This is a genomic window from Nonomuraea basaltis (genome assembly GCF_005893125.1).
Lineage (GTDB): Bacteria > Actinomycetota > Actinomycetes > Streptosporangiales > Streptosporangiaceae > Nonomuraea > Nonomuraea basaltis.
In genome coordinates this window covers 117045-137401 of record NZ_VCJS01000005.1, presented here as the reverse complement: position 1 = coordinate 137401, position 20357 = coordinate 117045, and the positions used below count along the sequence as shown (strand labels likewise).

General features: G+C 69.4%; 20 protein-coding genes. 11 read left to right on the top strand and 9 right to left on the bottom strand.

The annotated features are described in order from the left end of the window. Positions 1-3: 3 nt before the first annotated feature. The gene (locus EJK15_RS03940) at positions 4-495 is read right to left on the bottom strand and encodes a GNAT family N-acetyltransferase (RefSeq protein WP_240776749.1); all 492 of its coding nucleotides are present in this window, start codon (positions 493-495) and stop codon (positions 4-6) included. 58 nt (positions 496-553) lie between these two features. Here EJK15_RS03940 and EJK15_RS03935 point away from each other — a divergent pair, with 58 nt between their 5' ends. Next, the gene (locus EJK15_RS03935; RefSeq protein ID WP_138708971.1) at positions 554-847 is read left to right on the top strand and encodes a hypothetical protein; all 294 of its coding nucleotides are present in this window, start codon (positions 554-556) and stop codon (positions 845-847) included. Further along, on the top strand, positions 844-1260 hold the full coding sequence (locus EJK15_RS03930; protein ID WP_138708970.1) for an acyl-CoA thioesterase: 417 nt from the start codon (positions 844-846) through the stop codon (positions 1258-1260). Before EJK15_RS03935 ends, EJK15_RS03930 begins: the two co-directional genes overlap by 4 nt. A gap of 2 nt (positions 1261-1262) precedes the next feature. Here the strand turns inward: EJK15_RS03930 and lepA are convergent, their stop codons facing one another. Continuing rightward, positions 1263-3092, bottom strand: coding sequence for a translation elongation factor 4 (gene lepA / locus EJK15_RS03925; RefSeq protein ID WP_138708969.1), 1830 nt, complete (start codon positions 3090-3092; stop codon positions 1263-1265). 56 nt (positions 3093-3148) lie between these two features. Here lepA and EJK15_RS03920 point away from each other — a divergent pair, with 56 nt between their 5' ends. The 6 genes from EJK15_RS03920 (at position 3149) to EJK15_RS03895 (ending at position 11970) form a co-directional block, all read left to right on the top strand. Continuing rightward, entirely contained in the window at positions 3149-4144 is a 996-nt protein-coding gene (locus EJK15_RS03920; protein WP_138708968.1) for a glycoside hydrolase family 18 protein, read from the top strand. 139 nt (positions 4145-4283) lie between these two features. After that, a complete protein-coding gene (rpsT, locus tag EJK15_RS03915) occupies positions 4284-4553 on the top strand; it encodes a 30S ribosomal protein S20 (RefSeq protein WP_138708967.1) in 270 nt (89 codons plus the stop codon). A gap of 174 nt (positions 4554-4727) precedes the next feature. Beyond that, complete coding sequence (locus EJK15_RS03910) at positions 4728-7781, top strand: ABC transporter permease (protein WP_138708966.1); 3054 nt, start codon at positions 4728-4730, stop codon at positions 7779-7781. Then, positions 7778-10351, top strand: coding sequence for an FtsX-like permease family protein (locus tag EJK15_RS03905; RefSeq protein ID WP_138708965.1), 2574 nt, complete (start codon positions 7778-7780; stop codon positions 10349-10351). The genes EJK15_RS03910 and EJK15_RS03905 overlap by 4 nt, the downstream gene beginning before the upstream one ends. A 13-nt stretch (positions 10352-10364) precedes the next feature. Further along, positions 10365-11285 (top strand): ABC transporter ATP-binding protein, encoded by a 921-nt coding sequence (locus tag EJK15_RS03900; RefSeq protein WP_138708964.1) that lies wholly within the window; start codon positions 10365-10367, stop codon positions 11283-11285. Then, positions 11278-11970 carry an ABC transporter ATP-binding protein gene (locus EJK15_RS03895; protein WP_138708963.1) on the top strand — a complete coding sequence of 231 codons (693 nt, stop codon included), beginning with the start codon at positions 11278-11280 and terminating at the stop codon, positions 11968-11970. The genes EJK15_RS03900 and EJK15_RS03895 overlap by 8 nt, the downstream gene beginning before the upstream one ends. Before the next feature lie 165 nt (positions 11971-12135). On the opposite strand, the gene holA is transcribed toward EJK15_RS03895, so the two are convergent. The 4 genes from holA to EJK15_RS03875 all read right to left on the bottom strand — a co-directional run bounded on the left by holA (position 12136) and on the right by EJK15_RS03875 (position 16771). Then, a complete protein-coding gene (gene holA / locus EJK15_RS03890; protein ID WP_138708962.1) occupies positions 12136-13107 on the bottom strand; it encodes a DNA polymerase III subunit delta in 972 nt (323 codons plus the stop codon). 113 nt (positions 13108-13220) lie between these two features. Beyond that, a complete protein-coding gene (locus tag EJK15_RS03885) occupies positions 13221-15677 on the bottom strand; it encodes a ComEC/Rec2 family competence protein (RefSeq protein ID WP_138708961.1) in 2457 nt (818 codons plus the stop codon). A 479-nt stretch (positions 15678-16156) separates the two neighbouring features. Beyond that, positions 16157-16393: a GntR family transcriptional regulator gene (locus EJK15_RS03880; RefSeq protein ID WP_138708960.1), complete on the bottom strand. Its 237-nt coding sequence runs from the start codon at positions 16391-16393 to the stop codon at positions 16157-16159. Positions 16394-16510: 117 nt separating this feature from the next. Then, on the bottom strand, positions 16511-16771 hold the full coding sequence (locus tag EJK15_RS03875) for a GntR family transcriptional regulator (protein ID WP_138708959.1): 261 nt from the start codon (positions 16769-16771) through the stop codon (positions 16511-16513). A gap of 179 nt (positions 16772-16950) precedes the next feature. Between EJK15_RS03875 and EJK15_RS03870 the strand changes: the two genes are divergently transcribed. From EJK15_RS03870 to EJK15_RS03860, 3 genes are all read left to right on the top strand, one after another. Then, on the top strand, positions 16951-17229 hold the full coding sequence (locus EJK15_RS03870; protein ID WP_138708958.1) for a hypothetical protein: 279 nt from the start codon (positions 16951-16953) through the stop codon (positions 17227-17229). Next, entirely contained in the window at positions 17226-17423 is a 198-nt protein-coding gene (locus tag EJK15_RS03865) for a hypothetical protein (RefSeq protein WP_138708957.1), read from the top strand. The genes EJK15_RS03870 and EJK15_RS03865 overlap by 4 nt, the downstream gene beginning before the upstream one ends. An 86-nt stretch (positions 17424-17509) precedes the next feature. Beyond that, positions 17510-18202, top strand: coding sequence for a thermonuclease family protein (locus tag EJK15_RS03860; RefSeq protein ID WP_138708992.1), 693 nt, complete (start codon positions 17510-17512; stop codon positions 18200-18202). Between the two features lie 49 nt (positions 18203-18251). On the opposite strand, the gene EJK15_RS03855 is transcribed toward EJK15_RS03860, so the two are convergent. The 3 genes from EJK15_RS03855 to EJK15_RS03845 all read right to left on the bottom strand — a co-directional run bounded on the left by EJK15_RS03855 (position 18252) and on the right by EJK15_RS03845 (position 20289). Further along, positions 18252-18551: a hypothetical protein gene (locus tag EJK15_RS03855; protein ID WP_138708956.1), complete on the bottom strand. Its 300-nt coding sequence runs from the start codon at positions 18549-18551 to the stop codon at positions 18252-18254. A gap of 65 nt (positions 18552-18616) precedes the next feature. Next, positions 18617-19438, bottom strand: a complete 822-nt coding sequence (locus tag EJK15_RS03850; protein ID WP_138708955.1) for a protein phosphatase 2C domain-containing protein — start codon at positions 19436-19438, stop codon at positions 18617-18619. Beyond that, positions 19435-20289 (bottom strand): helix-turn-helix domain-containing protein, encoded by an 855-nt coding sequence (locus EJK15_RS03845; RefSeq protein ID WP_138708954.1) that lies wholly within the window; start codon positions 20287-20289, stop codon positions 19435-19437. Before EJK15_RS03845 ends, EJK15_RS03850 begins: the two co-directional genes overlap by 4 nt. Positions 20290-20357: the final 68 nt, after the last annotated feature.

The following is a 20357-nucleotide window of genomic DNA, read 5'->3' as shown; positions in this document are numbered from 1 at the left end:
CGGTCAGGCGACGTACACGTCGCTCGGTACGCCCCCGTACGGGATCGTGCGGTCCTTTCGCATGCCCGCTCGCTCCGCCACCCGCCGCGACGGCGCGTTGGTGTCGCGGATCACCGCGACGACCTGCCCGAGCCCCTCGCCGACCCGCAGCGCCGCCTCCACGAGCTCCAGCGCGTACCCGTGCCCCCACGCCGACGGCCGGAATCGGTAGTACAGGTTCAGCACCTCACCCCTGTCGACGATCGCGCGGCGCAGCCCGCCGAAGCCGATCACCCGTGTCTCCCCCAGCAGCCGCACCGCCCAGTAGCCGAGCCCGCGCTCGTCCCAGTCGGCCAGCCACAGGTCCAGCATGGCCCGGCTCGACTCAAGGTCAGGTGAAGGACCTGCGGGGCTGTACACGCTGGTACGCGGGTCGGAGTGAAGCTCGTGGACGGCTGGCAGATCGTCGGCTGTTACCCGAGATAGCAGCATTCGCGCCGTCTGCACCACTTCCATGCTTTCAGGGTAGCCGTTACCATCGAATGGCAATCGCTACCGATCGATGGGCAATCAGGTGGACGTACCGAAGATCCAGGCTTCGCTGCGGCTCATCGCGCGCGGGCTGGAGGAGCTGGCGAGCGCGCTCGGCGAGCAGGAGGCGAGCGAGGACGAGCGGACGGCGCGGGTCATCGAGGAGTGGGGACGGCGCGGGCTCACCCAGAAGGAGGCGTCGGCGCTGTTCCAGCGGCACGGATTCGCCCCGCAGACCACGGGTGGATGGGCGCGCGGCGACTGGGTGGAGATCGGCGACGACGGCCTGCGCTACCTCACCGCCAAATCACACGCCTGGATTGAGGAGCGGACATGACCTTCTCGGTACGCATCGCCGTACGCGCCTACGAGCTCGACACGCAGGGCCACGTCAACAACGCCGTCTACCACCAGTACGGCGACCACGCCCGCTGGGAGTGCCTGCGCGCCGCCGGCATCTCGGTCGACGACCTGGTGGGCAGCGGTGTCGGCCCTGTGACCTTGGAGAACACCATCCGCTTCCACCGGGAGCTGCGTGACGGCGACGAGGTCGAAGTGACGTGCGCGTTCGAGTGGGGCGAAGGGAGGACGTTCAGGATCAGGCAGGAGTTCAGGCGCGCGGACGGCGAGCTGGCGGCCGAGATGACCGGCGTCGGCGGGCTGCTGGATCTCCAGGCCCGCCGCCTGATCGACGACCCGGAGGCCCGCTGGCGCTCGCTCGCGCGCACGCCCGCCGTCCTCGGGTTGTAGAACTACTTCTTGGTCTTGTCCGTGCTGGAGTCGGTGGACAGCGCGGCGACGAAGGCCTCTTGCGGCACCTCGACGCGCCCGACCATCTTCATCCGCTTCTTGCCTTCCTTCTGCTTCTCCAGCAGCTTGCGCTTACGCGAGATGTCGCCGCCGTAGCACTTGGCCAGCACGTCCTTGCGGATGGCGCGGATGTTCTCGCGGGCGATGACCCTGGCCCCGATGGCGGCCTGGATCGGCACCTCGAACTGCTGCCGCGGGATCAGCTCGCGCAGCTTCTTCGCCATGTCCACGCCGTACGTGTAGGCCTTGTCCTTGTGCACGATCGCGCTGAACGCGTCGACGGGCTCGCCCTGCAGCAGGATGTCGACCTTGACCAGCTCGGACTCCAGCTCACCCGCCGGCTCGTAGTCGAGCGAGGCGTAGCCCCGGGTGCGCGACTTGAGCTGGTCGAAGAAGTCGAAGATGATCTCACCGAGCGGCAGCGTGTAGCGGATCTCGACCCGGTCTTCCGACAGGTAGTCCATGCCGAGGAGCTGGCCGCGCCGTCCCTGGCAGATCTCCATGATCACGCCGATGAACTCGGCCGGCGCCAGGATGGTGGACTTGGTGACCGGCTCGAAGACCTGAGCGATCTTGCCGCCCGTCGGGAACTCCGACGGGTTGGTGACCGTGAGCTCCTTGCCGTCCTCCATGACCACGCGGTAGACCACGTTCGGCGCGGTGGAGATCAGCGACAACCCCCACTCCCGCTCCAGCCGCTCGCGGACGATCTCCATGTGCAGCAGGCCGAGGAAGCCCACCCGGAACCCGAACCCGAGCGCGGCCGACGTCTCCGGCTCGTAGACGAGCGCGGCGTCGTTGAGCTGGAGCTTGTCGAGCGCCTCGCGCAGCTCCGGGTATTGGTCGCCGTCGATCGGATAGAGCCCCGAGAACACCATCGGCTTCGGGTGCTCGTAGCCGGCCAGCATCTCGCTGGCCCCCTTGACCGCCGAGGTGACGGTGTCACCCACGCGCGACTGGCGCACGTCCTTCACGCCGGTGATGAGATAGCCCACCTCGCCGACGCCCAGGCCCTGGTCGGCGATCTTGGGCTCGGGTGAGATGACGCCGATCTCCAAGGTCTCGTGGGTGGCCATGGTGGACATCATCAGGATGCGCTCGCGCTTGCCCAGGTGCCCGTCGATGACCCTGACGTAGGTGACCACGCCCCGGTAGGTGTCGTAGACCGAGTCGAAGATCAGCGCCCGGGCGGGCGCGTCGGCGACGCCCACCGGCGCCGGGATCGTCTCGACCACGTGGTCGAGCAGCTCGCGCACGCCCGCGCCGGTCTTGCCGGAGACCCTGAGCACGTCGGAGGGATCGCAGCCGATCAGCCCGGCCAGCTCCTCGGCGAACTTCTCCGGCTGCGCCGCGGGCAGGTCGATCTTGTTGAGGACCGGGATGATGTTCAGGTCGGCGTTCATGGCCAGGTAGAGGTTGGCCAGCGTCTGCGCCTCGATGCCCTGGGCCGCGTCGACCAGCAGGACCGCGCCCTCGCACGCCTGCAGCGACCGGGACACCTCGTAGGTGAAGTCGACGTGCCCGGGAGTGTCGATCATGTTGAGCACGTGGCCGTTCCACGGCAGCCGCACGGCCTGCGATTTGATCGTGATGCCGCGCTCGCGCTCGATGTCCATCCTGTCGAGATATTGTGCGCGCATGGAGCGGTCGTCGACCACGCCGGTGATCTGCAGCATCCGGTCGGCAAGGGTCGACTTGCCATGGTCGATATGCGCGATGATGCAGAAGTTGCGAATCAACGCGGGGTCGGTCTGGCCAGGCTGAGTGCGCACCGAAGTCCGTTTCAACAGGGTTGAGGTCAAGCAGTCTTCTATGGTGACATGCCCCGGTGAATACCAGGACCGTCATCCGCCGCGGCCTGCGCCTGCTCGCGCTTGCCTTGGCCATCGTGCTGGCGCTGGTCGGCCTGCTCGCCGCCGCGCTCCGCCTCCAGTTTACCGGTGCCCCGGCGGCCTGGGCGAAGAGCACCGGCAACGACGCCCTCTGGCTGGGCCACATGTGGGTGGACGGCCGCCGTACGGAGCGCGACGTCGAGCAGCTCGCCGTACGGCTGCGCACCACGGGTGTGAAGGATGTGTACGTCCACTCGGGCCCCTTCGGGAAGGACGGACGCTTAGATCCCGCCAAATACCCCAACGCCGGAAATTTCATGAAATGGATGCGTAAGCAGCTCCCTGCCGTCCGCGTCTCCGCCTGGCTCGGCCAGAAGGTCAACGGCTCCCTCGACCTCGACGACCCCGAGTCCCGGGAGAACGTCCTGGCCGGCGTCGCCGCCATCATGAAGCAGGGCTACGACGGCATCCACTACAACTTCGAGCCCATCGGCGACGGCGACACCGAGTTCCTGGACCTGCTGGAGCGGACCAGGCGACACACCAAGCTCTTGTCCACCTCGGTCCCGCAGATCGAGCCGTATCCCCTGATGCGCCCGGCGGCGCGCCTGCTCCTCAACCATGACAAGTACTGGTCGGAGGGCTACTTCAGTGAGGTCGTGAACCGGGTGGACCAGGTCGCCGTCATGACCTACGACTCGTTCACGCCGTCACAGTCCCTCTACGGCGGCTACGCGGCCCGGCAGGCCCGGCTGGCCCTGGACCTGGTCCCCGCGGAGAAGTCCCTGCTCATCGGCGCCCCGGCCTATCACGACCACGGCGTACCGTGGCTGGACGCCGCCGAGAGCGTCGCGATGGCCGCCGAGGGCGCCCGGCTGGCCCTGTCGGACCACGGCCCCCGTGAACGCTACGGTCTCGCCCTCTATGTCGACTTCGCGGCCACCGAAGAGGACTGGCAGGAGTACATGACCCGCTGGATGACCGTACACTGATAGAGAACAGACTCATTCGCCCAGGCCGTTGATTTGAGCAGCCGCCTGGATTATTGGTAACCTGTTCAACTGCGTGTGGCGCGCCCTCTCTCGAGCCCGCGCGCCCCATCCATCACCAGACTTTCACCGAGGCTTCTTCGTGGCGAACATCAAGTCCCAGATCAAGCGCAACAAGCAGAACGAGAAGGCTCGTCTGCGCAACAAGGCCGTCAAGTCCTCTCTGAAGACTGCCGTCCGCAGGTTCCGCGAGGCCGCGGAGCAGGGCGACGTCGAGCAGGCCGTGGCCCTGCAGCGGGTTGCCTCCCGCCAGCTGGACAAGGCCGTCAGCAAGGGCGTCATCCACAAGAACCAGGCCGCCAACCGCAAGTCATCGATCGCCAAGCAGGCCTCGGCGCTGGCCGCCAAGTAAGGCCTGGCAGAACAGACGCCGTGCCCCCTAGGGGTGCGGCGTTCTTGTTTTGCGCAGCTTTTGTCACAGTTTCGATATCACATGGGCGTATCGGGTCCGTCACCGTTCCAAAGATCACCTTGCCCTCGGTCCGGCCTCTCCCGGAAGGTGCACTAAACGGGTGAAGGGGGACGGATGCGGGGGCCGTTGGTCGTCAAAAGGGCGTTCAGCGAACCGCTGCTCCTCGTGGCCGCGTTCGGGTCGATCCTGCTGGCGACCACCACGCTGGTCGCCCTGACCATGTACGCCTCCTCCATCGCCGACGCCGGCGTCCGCAGGGCGATGGAGACGGCCTCGTACCGCCAGACGGCCGCCACCATCAGCGCCCCCGTGACCGCCGAGACCTTCCCCACCTACGACCGGGCGATTCGCGACGAGCTCACCAGGGCGTACACCACGGTCCCCGCCGTCACCACCAGCTTCCGCTCCGACTCCTACGTCATGCCGGGACAGGACGGCAAGGAGCAGCCGGAGCTGCTGAGGTTCGGCAGCTACGACGGCCTCGACCGGCACGCCAAGCTCGTCTCCGGCACGTGGCCGCGGGCAGGCGAGTCCCCGATCGAGGCGGCGATCTCGTTGTCGGCGGCCTCGGCGACCGGGTTCGAGGTCGGCCGGGAGTTCACCACGAAGGGCCGGCTCGACCCGCGCCCGGTCACGGTCCGCGTCGTCGGCGTCTTCCAGCTCGACGACCCGGCCGGCGAGCGCTGGGCGGGCGAGCAGTTGCTCGGCCGGGGCGTCGAGCGCGGCGAGTTCTCCACGTACGGGCCGCTGATGGTGGCGCGGGAGACGTTCCTCGGGCGCTTCGCCACCAGCGTGAACGCCACCTGGAGCGCGGTGCCCGACCTGCGCACGCTGACGCCCGAGCGGCTCCGCCCGCTGGCGGGCGCCATCGGCCGGGTGGGCGAGCGGCTGAAGGCGGCCGGCTGCGCGAACTGCGTGGCAGCCAGCCGCCTGCCCGAGATCCTCACCCAGCTCGGCACCGCGTCCCTGGTGGCCCGCTCCACCATGCTGATCCCCGTGCTGCAGCTGCTGTTGCTGGCCGCGTACGCGCTGATGCTCACCGCGCGGCTGCTCGCCGACCACCGCCGCATGGAGGTGGCGCTGCTGCGCTCGCGCGGCGCGGGCACGGTGCGCCTGGCCGCCCTGGCGGGGGGCGAGGCGATGCTGGTGGCGGTCCCGTGCGCGGTCGTCGCGCCGTTCCTGGGCCCGCCGCTGCTGGCGCTGGTCAGCCAGCTTCCGTGGATCAGGTCCTCGGGGGTACGCCTCGCGCCGACGGCCGATCTTGGCACGTTCCTCGTGTCGTTCGGCGTGGCCCTGGCCTCGGGCGTGCTGCTGGTGCTGCCGGCCGTGGCGGGCGCGCGGCGTACCTATGTGGAGGAGCAATCGGCGCGCGGCCGCGGCGGCGGGCGCGGGCTGGCCGAGCGGGCCGGTGCGGACCTGGCGCTGCTGGTGGTGGCCGGGCTGGCGATCTGGCAGCTGCAGCGCTACGGCGCGCCGGTCACCGCGACGGCGGCGGGCGGGCTCGGCATCGACCCGCTCATCATCTCCGGGCCAGCGCTGGCGCTGCTCACGGGCGGCATGCTCGGGCTGCGGCTGGTGCCGCGCGTGTCGCGGCTGGCCGAGCGGCTGACCGCCAGGCGGCCCACGCTCGCCCCGGCGCTCGGGGCCTGGCAGGTGAGCCGGCGACCGCTCAAGTACGCGGGCCCCGCGCTGCTGCTGACCATGGCGATCGCGATCGGCATCGTGTCCATGGCCACCGCGTCCACCTGGCGGGCCTCGCAGCTCGACCAGGCCCGCCACCAGGCCGGGACCGATCTGCGGCTGTCGGGGCCGCCGGACGGGCCCGAGCTGGGGGCGTTCGGGCGCGGCACGGCGTTCACCACGCTGCCCGGCGTCACCGCGGCCTCCCCCGCCTTCCGCGGGCAGAGCGAGGTGAGCGGCGAGAGCGCGCTGCTGCTCGGCCTCGACGCGGCCAAGCTCGGCGAGCTGTTCCGGCTGCGTCCCGACCTGTCGGCGCAGCCGATCGCGGAGATGTCGCGCGCGCTGGCCGGGAACCGGGCGGGCAAGCTGGACCTCCCCGGACAGCCGGTCACGCTCACCTTGCGGGCCGAGGCGGACGCCGAGCTGCCGCTGCGGCTGGTGCTGTCCGACGCGCTGGGCGTCTGGCGCGACCTGCCGCTCGGCGTGCTGCGGAAGGGCGGCAACCGGATCGAGCTCGACCTGCGGTCGCTGGCCGGGCGGTCCGGGAAGATCACGTACCCGCTGTCGCTGCGCGGGCTCGTCGCGGGCGCGCCGGAGGGCAGCGCCACCCTGACGCTGACCGGGCTGAGCGTCGACGGCCGGGACCTGCCGGCGCCGGCACTGTCGATGGAGGTGAACGGGACGCGGCCGACCGTGGCCGCCTTCGCGCCGCTGCCCGAGCCGGGGCCACTGCCCGTGGTGCTCACCGCCGACCTGGCCGCCTCGCTCAAGCTGGGCGTCGGGCAGGCCGGACGGGCCAGCATCGACCGCCGCGTCCTGCAGGTGAGGGTGGTGGGCATCGTGGAGAGCATGCCGACGACCGCCCCCGGGCAGCAGGCCGTGCTCGCCGACTGGGGGACGCTGCAGGCGTCGGAGCTGGCCGCGGCGCAGCAGCCCAGGCCGGCCACGGAGTGGTGGCTCGCGGCCGGCGACACCGCCGCGGCGCGTGCGGCGCTCCGCGCCGAACCCGACTGGGACGTGACCGCCGTCGACCAGCGCGAGCTGGCGGCCGCACTCCAGGACGACCCGCTGGCCAGCGGGCTGCAGGGAGCGCTGATGCTGGGGTTCGCCGCGGCGCTGATGTTCGCGGTGCTCGGGTTCCTGGTGAACGCGGCGGTCGCGGCGCGGGAGCGGACGGCCGAGTTCGCGATCCTGCGGGCGCTCGGGACGAGCTCCCGGCAGGTGTTCGGATTGCTGGCGATCGAGCAGGCGTTCGTCATCGGGCTGTCGCTGGCGGCCGGCACCGGGCTCGCCGTGGCCGTCGGCGCGCTGGTGGTGCCGCACATCGTGCTGACCGGGCAGGCTTCGGCGGTCACGCCAGGCGTGCTGCTCGACATCCCGTGGGCGGCCACGGCCGCGATGCTGGCGCTGGTGGCCGGGGTGCTGTTCGCGATCGTCGCCGGGCTGGCACGTCACCTGCGGCGCGGGCAAGTCTTGGAGGACCGGTGAGGATCGCGCTGCTGGCCCGGGTACACGCAGGCACGCTGGCCGTGCTCTTCGCGCTGACGTCGGTCGCCTGCCTGCTCGTCTCAGGGCTGCCCAGGACGACGCAGGCGTCGTTCGACGAGGCACTGCGCCGGTCGCTGGCCGCCGCCCCCGCCGTGCAGGCCGACCTGACCGTGACCATGGAGTCGCGCTTCCAGGAGACGGACCTGCACGAACGCGGCCAGTTCACCTCCGCTGACCGCAGCTGGCGCGAGAACCTGCCGCCGGCGCTGCGGCCGCTGGTCCTGCCGGTCGGCCACATGAGCGCCAAGACCGCCCTCACGCCCGTCACCGGGACCGGTGGCCAGACGTACATCAACCTCGGCTGGCTGTCCGACGCCGGGCGGCGTGTGGACTGGGTGCAGGGCAGGGTGCCCGGCAGGCCCTCCACGACGCGGCACGAGGGCGAGACGATCCCGCTGATCGAGGTGGGCGTCGTGGAGGAGGCCCTGCGCGAGATGGACCTCCGGATCGGCCAGGTCAAGACGCTCGGCGAGAGCGACCACGTGGCCGTGAAGATCGTCGGTGCCTTCAAGGCCAGGGACCCGGGCGACCGCTACTGGAGTCACAACGCCGACATCCTGCACGTCACGCGGCTGCCGCCGCCGGGCAAGATGGAATTCGAGTTCCACATCACGACGCTGATGTCCGACGAGGGGCTGGCCGCGCTCAGCGGCGAGGGGCGCAACCTGTACTACCGCTGGGTGCTGCCGGTCGGCGGCGGGGCGGCGAGCGCGCTGGCCGTGCCCGAGGTCGGCGCGGCGATCAGCGAGTTCGAGCGGGTGGTGGCACTGCAGTCGTCGATCACCGCCCCCCACCACCTGGAGACCGGGCTGCCCAAGGTGCTCGGCGACTTCAGCACCGCGCTGGGCACCGCGCAGACCGTGATGTACCTGGTGCTCGGCGGGCTGCTCGCGGTCGCGCTCGGCGTGATCGTGCTGGGCGTGCGGCTGCTGACCGACCGGATGGAGCACTCGCTGGCGCTGGCCCGGGCGCGTGGCGGGTCGTTGCGTCAGGTGGCGGGCGCCGGAGCGGCGCTGACCGTTTTCGCGGTGGGGCCCGCGGCCCTGGCCGGGTACGCGGTCTCGTTCCTCGTGCCGGGGCCTGCACTGCCGATCGTGCATCTCGGGCCGGCGGTCGTGGTCGTGACCGCTGTGGCCTTCGCGGCGGCGCGGCCGGCGGTCGCGCATCGCACGCCGCTGCACGAGCGCCGCGACGACGTGGCCGCCGCCCGGCCGTCCGCGCGGCGGGTCACGCTGGAGGTGCTGGTCGTCGTGCTCGCGCTGGCGGGGGCGTACCTGCTGCGTGCGCGCGGGCTGTCCCAGGATCCGTTCCTCTTGCTGGTGCCGGTCGCGCTGACGCTGGCCGCCGCGCTGATCACGTTGCGCTGCTACCCGTACCCGCTGCGGCTGCTCGTCCGGCTGGCCGCGCGGGGGCGGGCGGCCGTGCCGTTCCTGGGGCTGACCAGGGCGGCCAGGGCCCGCTCCGCCAGCGCGCTGCCTGTGCTCATCCTGCTGCCCGCGCTCGGCGTGTCGGTGTTCGCGGCGGTGATCTCCGACGGGATCGCCGCCACGCAGCGGCTGGCGTCCTGGCAGCGGGTGGGCGCGCCGATCAAGATGACGTCCACCGTCGAGATCCCGGCCGACGCCATCGAGCGGGTGCGCGCGGCCGCCGGGGTGGAGCAGGTGGTGGTCGCGCAGACGGGCCGGGTGCAGGTCGGGTACGCCGCCGAGCGGGCCGAGGCCATCGCGGTGGACCTGGCGCAGTGGCGGCAGGTCGTAGGAGACGCGCCCGTCGGCCTGCCGACGCTGTCGGGCAGCGCGTCCGCGCTGGTCTCGCCGGAGCTGCGGGGGCGGGGGACGTTCGAGATCGGGTGGCAGTCGCGGGTGAAGCTGACCACCCAGGGTGTGATCGACTCGGTCCCCGGGTTCTACTCCAGCGGGAAGTTCATCGTGATGCCCCTGGACGTGCTGACCCGGCCCGCGGTGAACACGCTGCTGATCAGGGGCGACGCGGCGCCGGCCGAGCTGGCGCGGCTGGTCCCGTCGGCGACCGTGGAGTCCCAGGAGCAGGCGCTGGCCGCCATCCGGGACGATCCGCTCACGAGCTCGGTCCGGTCCACGCTGCTCATCGTGACGGTGGCCTTGGGGCTGTACGCGCTGGTCGCGGTCGTCCTGTCGCTGGTCGCCGGGGCCGCCGACCGGGCCAGGGCGGTGTCGTTCCTCCGTACGCTCGGGCTGTCCGACCGGCAGGCCCAGCGGCTGACCGTGCTGGAGGTGCTGCCCATGGTCCTGGTCACCGCGCTGGTCGGGTTCGGCCTGGGGCTGGCGCTGCCGGCCGCGCTCGGGCCCGGCGTGGACGTGTCCTCGTACGCCGGCGGCCTGCCCGTCGGCGACTACTCGCCCGATCTGCTCACGCCGACGGCACTGGCGGCGGGGCTGGCCGTCGTGGCCGTGCTCGGCGCGTACGCGCACACCGCCATCGGCCGCCGTCGCAACCTCGGCGCCGCACTCCGAGTGGGAGACCTGTCGTGAAGGGGAGCCAGTCGTGAACCCGACCTTGTCCGAGCTCGAAGCCAGGGCCGCGCGGAAGAAGGCCGCGTTCGGCGGTGACGCGCACATCGTGTGCGACAACCTGGTCCGCATCTACAAGACCGAGGGCGTCGAGGTCGTCGCGTTGCAGGGGCTGGATCTCGTGATCGACAAGGGCGAGCTGGTCGCCATCGTCGGTGCGTCGGGGTCGGGGAAGTCGACGCTGCTCAACGTGCTGTCCGGGCTGGACGTGCCGACGGCGGGGGTGGCCAGGGTGGCGGGCATGGACCTGCTGTCGATGAGCCCCAAGGACAGGCTGCGGTACCGGCGGTCCGTGGTCGGGTTCATCTGGCAGCAGACGGCGCGGAACCTGCTGCCGTACCTGACCGCCCGGGAGAACGTCGAGCTGCCGATGAAGCTGGCCGGCGGCGCCCGGAAGGGCCGGGCCATGGAGCTCCTGGAACTGCTGGGCGTGGACTACTGCGCCGGCCGGAAGATTCCCGAAATATCGGGCGGCGAACAGCAGCGTGTCGCCATCGCCGTCGCCCTGGCCAACTCCCCGCAGCTCATCCTGGCCGACGAGCCGACGGGCGAGCTGGACAGCGAGACGTCGGAGCTGGTCTTCCAGGCGCTGCGGACGGCCAACCGGGAGCTGGGAGTGACCGTGGTCATCGTGACGCACGATCCGCTCGTGTCGGAGCAGGTGGACCGGACCGTGGGCATTCGCGACGGGCGTACCAGCAGCGAGACGCTCCGGCGCGAGGACGCCGAGGGGCAGATCATCGCCGAGGAGTACGCCGTGCTCGACCGGGTGGGACGGCTGCAGCTTCCCCGCGACTTCATGAACGCCCTCCACATGGAGCGCCGGGTGCGCCTGGAGCTCGAATCCGACCACATCGGTGTGTGGCCCGCCCGAGAGGAGCCCTCGAATGACTGATTCGCCCCTGGTCGTGGTGGAAGGGTTGCGCAAGGTCTACCGGACCGGGCCCAAGGAGGTCGTGGCGCTGCGTGACGTGTCGTTCTCCGTGTTCCCCGGCGAGCTGGTCGCCGTCAGGGGGCGGTCCGGGTCTGGCAAGACCACCCTGCTCAACCAGATCGGCGGCCTGGACCGGCCGGACGCGGGGCGCGTGGTCGTGTCCGGGCACGAGGTCACCGCGATGTCCGAGGAAGCGCTGCTGGAGCTGCGCCGGGACGTGGTGGGATTCGTGTTCCAGTCGTTCGGGCTGATCCCCGTGCTGTCGGCGGCCGAGAACGTGGGGGTGCCGATGCGGCTGGTGCGGATGCCGGTGGAGGAGCGGGAGCCGCGAGTGCGGATGCTGCTCGCCCTGGTGGAGCTGGAACAGCACGCCAACCAGCGGCCGTACGAGCTGTCGGGCGGGCAGCGGCAGCGGGTGGCGATCGCCAGATCGCTGGCGAACCGGCCGCGCCTGCTCGTCGCCGACGAGCCGACGGGGCAGCTGGACTCGCAGACGGGGCGGCAGATCATGGAGCTGCTGCGGGCGCTCGTACGGAACGAGGGGGTCACGGCCCTGGTCGCCACCCATGACCCGAGCCTGATCACGCTGGCCGATCGCGTGCTGGAGATCAGCGACGGCGTGGTCAGCGAGGCCGCCCTCACCTGACCGCGCAGGAGGGACGCCGCCTCTCGTGATCCTCCCACCAGAATCCCCTGGGAGGACGCTCCGCCCGACCACCGCCCCGTCCGATCGGCCACCACCACGCAGCCGCCGAATCTGGAGGCACCCGGCTACCGCCCCGTACAGCTGGCCGCCGCCACGGCCGCCGTGCTACCGCCCTGTCCGGCTGGCCACGATGACCTGCACCGTATGCTCCAACGCATACGCCGGATCGGCTCCCCCGCCCTTGACCTGCTCGTCCGCGTCGGCCACGGCCTGGATCGCCCTCGACAACCCCTCCGGCCCCCACCCGTTCAGCTGCCGCTTCACCCGATCGACCTTCCACGGCGGCATGCCCACATGGCTCGCCAACTGCCCGCCCCGAAGGTTGCGCGGCGCGCTGCCGACCTTGGCCAGCGACCGCAGCCCACCGGCCAGCGCGCTCACCAGCAGCACCGGAGCGACTCCGGTGCCGAGCGCCCACCGCAACTGCTCCAGAGCGTCGGCCAGCCGCCCCTCGATCGCCGAGTCGGCCACGTTGAACCCGGTGACCTCGGCCCGCCCCTTGTGATAGCGCGCCACGGCCGCCGCGCCGATCGTCTTGTCCTCGGTGTCGAACACCAGCTGGCTGCACGCCGCCGCCAGCTCCCGCAGATCGTTGCCGACGGCATCGAGCAACGCCTGCGCGGCGTCCCCGGAGATGCCACGACCGGCCCGCTTGATCTCCCCCTTGACGAACTCCAGCCGCTCCCCCGCCTTGGTGACCTTGTTGATCGTGATCATCGCGGCCCTGGCCTTCTTCACCCCATCGACCAGTGCCTTCCCCTTCACCCCACCCGGGTGCATCAGCACGAGCGCGGTGTCGTCGGACGGCTGCTTGGCGTAGGCCACGATCTCGTTGATCACGTCCTTCGCCAGATCCTGCGCCGAGCGGATCACCACCACGGACCGATCGCCGAAGAGCGAGGGGGAGGTCAGCTGCGTCAGCTCACCGGTCGTCACCTTGCTCCCCACGAGGTCGTGCGTCTCGACACTCGGATCAGCGGCCCGCGCCGCCGCGACGATGCCACTCGCCGCCCGCTCGGCCAGCAATTCCTCATCGCCGAGCACCAAGGTCACAGGTGCTGGATCGGTTCCCGCCATGCCTGGCAGCATGCCATGCGCCGCCGACAACCTGGTATTCAAGAGAATGACCCGCCCACCCTCAGTACGGGTTTGGCGTACCTCTTATTTGTCCGAGACACCAGAGCCGGTGGCTACGGCCCGCGCGGAACCACCGCCAATCCCCCATCCCGCTCCACCACAGCAAGATCTCCTGACTGGTCGGTGCGGTAGGTGGCCGCGCCGAGCCGCCGCAGGAGGGCGAGCGTGGACGGGGCCGGATGACCGTAGTCGTTGTCGGCGCCCACACTGATCAACGCCGCTCGCGCCCCGACGGACGACAGGAAGGCGGGTGACTGCCTGTTCGATCCGTGGTGCGGGGTTTTGAGGATGTCCGCTCGTATGCCGGCCCGGTGCAGCAGATCGTCCTGGGCTTCCGTCTCCAGGTCACCGCTGAGCAGGATCGAGCCGGGACGCCAGCGTACGTGGAGGACCACGCTGGAGTTGTTGATCTCGCTGCCCTCCCCATGCCCGTGCATCTCGCTCATGGCGGGATCGGGGGCGAGCACGGTCAGCTCCGATGGGCCGAACCGCCAGCGGCTGCCCGGTCCGGCCACCCATTCGGGTATCCGGCGCTGCGCCAACGTGGCCGAGATCCGGTCGGCGGCTCCGGCGCCGGTCTGGTGCGGGCTGACGACCACGGCGCCGACGCGCCGGTTCCTGAGGACGCCGGGGAGGCCGTCCACGTGATCGGCATGCGGGTGCGTGAGGACGAGCAGCGGTACGTCATCTACGCCGAGGCTGCGCAGACACCGGTCCATGGCGATCGGATCGGGTCCGGTGTCCACGACGACGCCCCGCCCTGGTCCGGCCGCGACGACCAGCCCGTCGCCCTGCCCGACGTCGCACATCACCATCAGCCATCCCTTGGGCGGCCAGGGCCCGGTGATGGGGCGGACCACCAACACCGCCACCAGCGCGGCGCCGGCAGCCGTCAACGCGAGCACTCGCCAGGCCCGGCGGCGCAGGATGGGGATCGCGATCGCCACCGTGAGCCCGAGCAGGCCGAGCCCCAGGAGGCCGCTGGGCCACGGCACGGTGGCGAAGGGGAGGTTCACCGCCCAGCGGGCGACCGCGATGATCCAGCCGACGGCGTAACCGGCCGGGATGACCAGGAGGCTCGCGGCATCGGGCCATAGGGGTGCGATGAGTGCGGCGCCGAACCCGAGCAGGGTCGCGGGGGCCACCGCCGGTGCCACGAGCAGGTTGGCGAGCACCGCCACGGGCGTCAACTGTCCCGACATCAGCACCAGCACGGGAGTCACCGCCACCTGGGCCGCCGCCGGCACCGCCACCGCCTCGGCCATCCATCGCGGGAGCCGGTACGGCCGCCCGGAACCGCCCTGCGGTGCCCCATCACGGCTCTGAGCTGGGTTCTGGCGGTGGCCTGGGCTCTGGTGCCGCTGGTGTACCTGGCGCTGGTTGCGGTCCTCGCCCTTCGTCTCCCGTTCATGCTCGGACTCGTCGCCCTCGTTCTCTGTGGGTGAGAGGTGGTCGCGCCAGCGTGGGGCGAGGATGAGGATGCCTGCGGTGGCCGCGACCGAGAGGGCGAAGCCGTACGAGCGAGCCAGCTCGGGCGCGAACAGCATCAGCAGGAGGACCGTTGCCGACAGAGCCGCCAGGCCGTCCCTTGCGCGGCCTGTACCGAGGGCGACGGCCGCCACCAAGCCCATGAGGAGGGCTCGCAGAACGCTCGGGGAGGGGCGGGCCACCACGGCGAACGCGAGCATCGCGAGGGCGGCGAAGCCCGCTCTCATGGGCAGGGAGAGGCCGACGAGGCGGGAGATCGCGAGGGCCGCGCCTGCGACGATGGCCAGGTTTGCCCCGCTCACCGCGTGCAAGTGGTTCATCCCGGATTCCCTGAGGTCGGATGCCACCTGGGGATCCATGCGTGAGACGTCGCCGACGACCAGGCCCGGGAGGAGGCCGCGCTGGTCCGGGGGAAGGGTGTCCGCAGCGGCTCGCAGGCCGGATCTCAGGCTGCCTGCGACCGTCTGGAGTTGGGACGGTGGCGTCAGGACTCGTGGTGCGCCCCGGACCAAGAGGATGGCTGCAACCAGGTCGCCGGGGGTCGGTTCTGCCAGGCGGCCGGTGACTTCAAGGTGCTGGCTGGGGAGCAAGGCACTCCAGTGGCGTCCGCTGGCGAAGACGGTGATCGGGACGTTGACGGCTTGCCTGCTCCCGGCGAGTCGAATGACCTTCAGGGTGGCCGGGATGACGTAGCTCTCCTGGTTGAAGTGCCCACCTCGGTGCGGCCGGCGTTTGGGATCGTCGGTCAGGGCGATCTGGGCGGTGATGGACGAGCCCCTTGCCGCCAGTTCGGCCGTCGGTCCGGTGGTCAGGGCCTGGACTCGGAAGGCGACCGATGCCGAGGTCGCCGCTGCGCAGACCAGTGTGGCTATGGTGGCGTTGCGCCATGCTGTTGCCGGGGCTGGCGAGCGCGAACGCCACGCACTCCATCGGAATGGCAGGCGCGTGTCACACTGGGTGGTCGGCCTGGCGGGTGTGCGGGTCCACCACGCTACGGCGGAGGCGCCGAGGGCTGCGGACATTGCCACGATCATGCCGGCGAAAGCGGTGCAGCCGAGGAGGATCAGGGCACTGGCCCAGGCTGCTACGGCAGGGAGCGAAAGAGGCCAGGCGTGCTTGCGCTCGTCACCGTCCGTATCGGCGTATGTCATCGGAAGCCCACAATGTCCGTGCCATCCCCACCCGCCGGTGCGAGCCCGCCGTTCAGGCTGGCATCGGCCGGACGCGTGCCCACGGCGACATGAGTTGAGCGCGTCCTCCGCTCGGCATGCGCGGGCGGAGTGCGTGATTCGGCACGTGCCGGCCGGGAAGCCGCGTCGGGGCGCGTCGAGCGAGTGTGTGCGGGTCGTCGGTATGCCATGTCAGACGCGGACCTTTGGCTTCACTTCGTCGAACTTGCGTGGGCCCAAACGTCATGGGTTACGTAAAGACGGAGGGTGACAACGGACGCCGGGCATCAAAACGCCCCAGCGGTTGAGGCTGGGGCGTGAGCGCTGTCCGGTTACTGCGTTCGAGGCACGACAAAGGTCCCCTTGCCTGGAATCGCCCGAAGGTAGCCGTCATCCTTCAACTTGCCCAATACCTTCCGGACCGTCCCTCTGGCCACCCCAAACTCCTGCTCTAGGTGGGTTATCGACGGCAGCGGCATCCGTGGCTTATAAGTACCGGTTTCGATGCGTTCGCGCAGAATCGTATAGAGCTGCTCCCACACTGTCTCGTCCGGCGCCCACTCGATCATGGAGCCGACCGTAAGAGGGCATGCCCGCGCCTGATCCGGTGAGACAGGGCATGCCCGGTCATGACCTAGCGTGCCCTGGTCAGGTAATCGCGTTCCGGACATGGCAAGGTCGCAGACTCAGCCGTCGTCCTCGCCGGCCGCCTGAAGTTTCTCCGCGGCGCCCTCAAGCACGTAGCTGCCCGTACCGGGCTCCGTCTCCACTAGCCCCGCTTCGCGCAAGGCCCGATGCACCTTCTGGGCGACGGTGTTGGACATGCCCCACTCGGTCATCAGCTCGTGCACGGTCGGCACCCTGTCGCCGGGGGCGAGCTCGCCGGTGCGGATCCGGTCGCAGATGGCCGCGTATGCCTGCCGCCACTTCGATCGACTCGGATGCATGCGATCAACGATGGCTGGGTGTACCAGGGCAAACATAGGTACACGTAGGGGCTCTGTAATGCACGTAGGGATGGTTTAAGACACCTTGACGTGCCACACTGATGCGCACATAAAGATGGCCCCCGCCAGGCGTGCAACCACCTGGCAGGGGCCTTGATCGGACGGGTGGAGGTCCGACTATGGACAACCCTACGGACAATGGGCAGCCTTCCCAACCCCGCGGTCTGCTGCAGTACGAGACGTGGGCAGACGGAGACGGCTTCCACGCCCGTCTCTTTCAGAAGCTGCCCCAGAACGCTCTCGACTACGGATGCGTGCAAGAGGTCCGGGCCGCAACCGAGACCGAGCTGACACAGGAAGCCACGCGCAACCGGGTCAAGGTGTGGGCGTGGGAGGCATCCCAGGGCCGCAGCGACGAGGACCGCGGGCTGTCCATCTGGACCGGAGACGCGCCATGAGCTCCAACGTCGCCTGGGCATGGATGGACCGCGAAGGCCGCTTGTGGATGGACAGCGGACGCACCGACCCGAAAACCAACGAGCCAGTGATCGAGTTGCTGAACGGCGCCGCCAGCGGCCGACTCGGCTGGGTCGAGAAAGAGTTCGGACCGCTGGAACAACTCGGCATCCAACGGCAGCCAACGGATAGCTGAGCACAGCGGCGGCGCACGGCTGTACACCTCGCCAGCCTCTCGGGCGTCCTACCCCCGTCCACATCTTCAGTCTCTGGAGTCACGCCATGCGCGTACGCTCATGCACGGCCACCACCCTCACAGCCGCCGCCGTCCTCGCCCCGCTTGCCATCGCGGCGCCGGCGTATGCCGCTCCCCCGGGCCTTCCGAAGGGCACGGTGTCGGCCAAGGTCGTGAAAATCGTGGACGGCGACACGATCGACGTCATGCGCGGCGGCAAAAAACTACGGGTCCGGCTCTTAGAGGTGGACACCCCGGAGCGCGGCCAGTGCTGGTTCAAGACCGCGACCGCCCGTACCGCCGCTCTGCTCCCGGTCGGTAAGGCGGTCTACCCGCTCGCCGACAAGGCGCCAAAGGACAGGTACGGGCGCTGGCTGTACTACGCGTTCAACGCCAAGGGCGTGCACGTCAACAGGAACCTCATCAGATACGGATACGGCAAAGCTGCCCTGTACAAGCCTAACGACAAGTACATCAAGGTCATGCTCGCCGAGCAGGCCAAGGCGAAGAAGGAGCGGCTGCGCATCTGGTCCGGTAAGTGCGACGGAGGCGGCAGCAATCCCACCCCGACGCCAAAGCCGACGCCGACGGAGAGCGACCCGCCCTCCGGGAACGATCCGCGCTACGGCACCTGCGCCGAAGCCAACCGCAACGGTTACGGCCCGTACAGGAAGGGCGTAGACCCCGAGTACTCCTGGTACCAGGACCGCGACGGCGACGGCGTGGTCTGCGAACGATAGACGCCTCAACGCGACCGCGGCCCCGCCTCCTCTCGGAGACGGGGCCGATCTACTTGGGGATGCTTCCAGTGCCGCCGCAGGTCCGGCAGTTGACCCGCTTCTGCGTGGTGACCTTGCTCCCGGACGGGCTCTCGACTTCCACGGTCTCGTACCAGTGTCCCTGGCCCCCGCACTTCCCGCAGGGCTGCTTATCCTTGCCCGCTTCGATGTGGGGCGGGAGCGGCTCGGTTGGAGGGCCATACTGCTGGGCGATCTGGCCCGCTTCCTGTCCAGTGAGGAACGGGAAGTGGACGACGCTTCCGGCGGGGGTCGTGATCGTGGCGAAGTGATCACTCTCTGTGGGGTCCATGCTCCAAAGGTAGAGCGTGAAAGAAGGTCAGGCGATGGGTTTCATGCCCCCATTCCATCCACCAGTTACATCTCCACGATGGCCACCGTGGCGTCGTCTGACACCTTGAACCGCGGCCATCTCGCGCCAGCGGGGTCAGTCTGCTCGATGCGGCGAACATGCTGAATGAGGCCTCGCGGTCCGTGTTCCTGGAGGTAGTCGAGGCAGGCCGCCCAGTCCATCTCGTTGAAGGTGTCCACCGCCCGGCTGGCTCCATCGGTGAGTATCGCCACTCGCCGAACCCGCTCTACCGGCACGTGGCCGACGAGGGCGTTGAACGCTGCTTCCCGTTCTGCGGCTGCCACCCAGTAGCCACCTGGCACGTTGCGCTTCTTCAACTGCTCGACCGACATTCGTGCTACCGCTGCTTGATGCTCAGGCGTGCCGATGGCTTCTTCTCTGGTGGCGGCGAGCTCCTCTGGCGCGGCATGCTCCACGCGCGAATCCGACACCACTCGCATCTCCGTGTCGGTGTCCAAAACGATCACCGTGTCAGCCAGCACGAGATAGTCCAGCGTGCCATCCCCGCGCTTGCGGATCATGGCAACAGCCGCTGCCGGAACACCGGGACTCTCCAGGTCACAGGAGTTCCGGTGTAGCTCGGCAACCTGGTCGATCGCTTTGGCGAGTGCGTCTGGCATGTCCAGGTCGTCGTCGAGCAGCATGAGCAGACGCACACCGAGCTGCTGCGTGAACCAGGCAACAGGGTGGCGGCATCCCCGGCTTGCCACGCGAGGCGCGGTCACTCCGTCAAGGACGATCACGGCGTTCGGGCTGGCCGCCGCCCAATCCTCGTTGACTCGATCAGGGGAACCAGCGACCGTCTCGAACGCGATATGCAACGTCATCCTTCATGCTTGTAGACCGGCGTGATCCTTTCGCTGGAGATGATCGTATGGGTTTCCGGGTCGTAGCGGCACTGGATCAGGGTCGAGAACCTGCGGTTGCGGACCTCCCGGTACAGGCTGGCCAGTTCGTTGCCGAGGTAGTGGACGACCCCTGCGGCGCCGGCGGCGTGGATGCCAGCGAGGTACAGGAAATACCCTTTGCCGTCAGGCCGCGGCAGGCGACCGAGATAGGCGATGTCGCCTGGCTCGTCGGAGTCTTCCGGCGAGCGGTAGGCAACGCCTTCGACATGGTCCACCAGGTGCCATCCGGCGTCGTCCTTTTCGAACGAGAGCTTGTCGTCAGATCCCAGCACCTGCTCAATGAGAGATGAGTGACGAGGTCCGCAAATGACGACGAGTCCGTTTCGGTTGAGCCATATATTGCCGGGCGGTCTTACCACTTCATAGGTCGACGTCAATCCGAGGTCTGCGACTAGGTTGCGCAGGCCGTCGTATGCCTGCATGTCGTCGATGGAAATCACGGGGCCTGGCTTCGGCTTGTCTGCCTCTCGTTTCTCGGCGACGGCCGCGATGATCGGCTCAATCTTTACGCCGAAAAAAGCGCGCTCCGGGGCTGGGGCGTTATTCATAACCTGGCTCATCCTGGCGCTCGTCAGCCCGATCGCCCTGGCGATGGCGTTCTGTGACATGCCGGCCGCTTTCAACTCCTCCACCTCCTCGCGTCGCAGTCGGCCGAGCTCTGCCGTCAGGTTTTGGATCTCTACGAGGGCGGCCCCTACGTTCTTGATTCGCTCGACGGGATCGTTTGAGCTAGTTACTAGATCAAGAACCGCATCAGCATCAATGAACATCTATGTCCCTGTTTGAGGTGTTTGAGTACTAAGAGGTCTTAGCGGATGCGCTTAGCTGCCTTGACGAC

Coding starts and splice junctions, on each gene's coding strand:
- EJK15_RS03895 (WP_138708963.1), top strand. CDS start 11,278: ATGACTGATTCGCCCCTGGTCGTGGTGGAAGGGTTGCGCAAGGTCTAC.
- EJK15_RS03910 (WP_138708966.1), top strand. CDS start 4,728: ATGCGGGGGCCGTTGGTCGTCAAAAGGGCGTTCAGCGAACCGCTGCTC.
- EJK15_RS03865 (WP_138708957.1), top strand. CDS start 17,226: ATGAGCTCCAACGTCGCCTGGGCATGGATGGACCGCGAAGGCCGCTTG.
- EJK15_RS03875 (WP_138708959.1), bottom strand. CDS start 16,771: ATGCATCCGAGTCGATCGAAGTGGCGGCAGGCATACGCGGCCATCTGC.
- holA (WP_138708962.1), bottom strand. CDS start 13,107: ATGGCGGGAACCGATCCAGCACCTGTGACCTTGGTGCTCGGCGATGAG.
- EJK15_RS03850 (WP_138708955.1), bottom strand. CDS start 19,438: ATGACGTTGCATATCGCGTTCGAGACGGTCGCTGGTTCCCCTGATCGA.
- EJK15_RS03930 (WP_138708970.1), top strand. CDS start 844: ATGACCTTCTCGGTACGCATCGCCGTACGCGCCTACGAGCTCGACACG.
- EJK15_RS03885 (WP_138708961.1), bottom strand. CDS start 15,677: ATGTCCGCAGCCCTCGGCGCCTCCGCCGTAGCGTGGTGGACCCGCACA.
- EJK15_RS03845 (WP_138708954.1), bottom strand. CDS start 20,289: ATGTTCATTGATGCTGATGCGGTTCTTGATCTAGTAACTAGCTCAAAC.
- EJK15_RS03940 (WP_240776749.1), bottom strand. CDS start 495: ATGGAAGTGGTGCAGACGGCGCGAATGCTGCTATCTCGGGTAACAGCC.
- EJK15_RS03855 (WP_138708956.1), bottom strand. CDS start 18,551: ATGGACCCCACAGAGAGTGATCACTTCGCCACGATCACGACCCCCGCC.
- EJK15_RS03880 (WP_138708960.1), bottom strand. CDS start 16,393: ATGATCGAGTGGGCGCCGGACGAGACAGTGTGGGAGCAGCTCTATACG.
- EJK15_RS03860 (WP_138708992.1), top strand. CDS start 17,510: ATGCGCGTACGCTCATGCACGGCCACCACCCTCACAGCCGCCGCCGTC.
- EJK15_RS03870 (WP_138708958.1), top strand. CDS start 16,951: ATGGACAACCCTACGGACAATGGGCAGCCTTCCCAACCCCGCGGTCTG.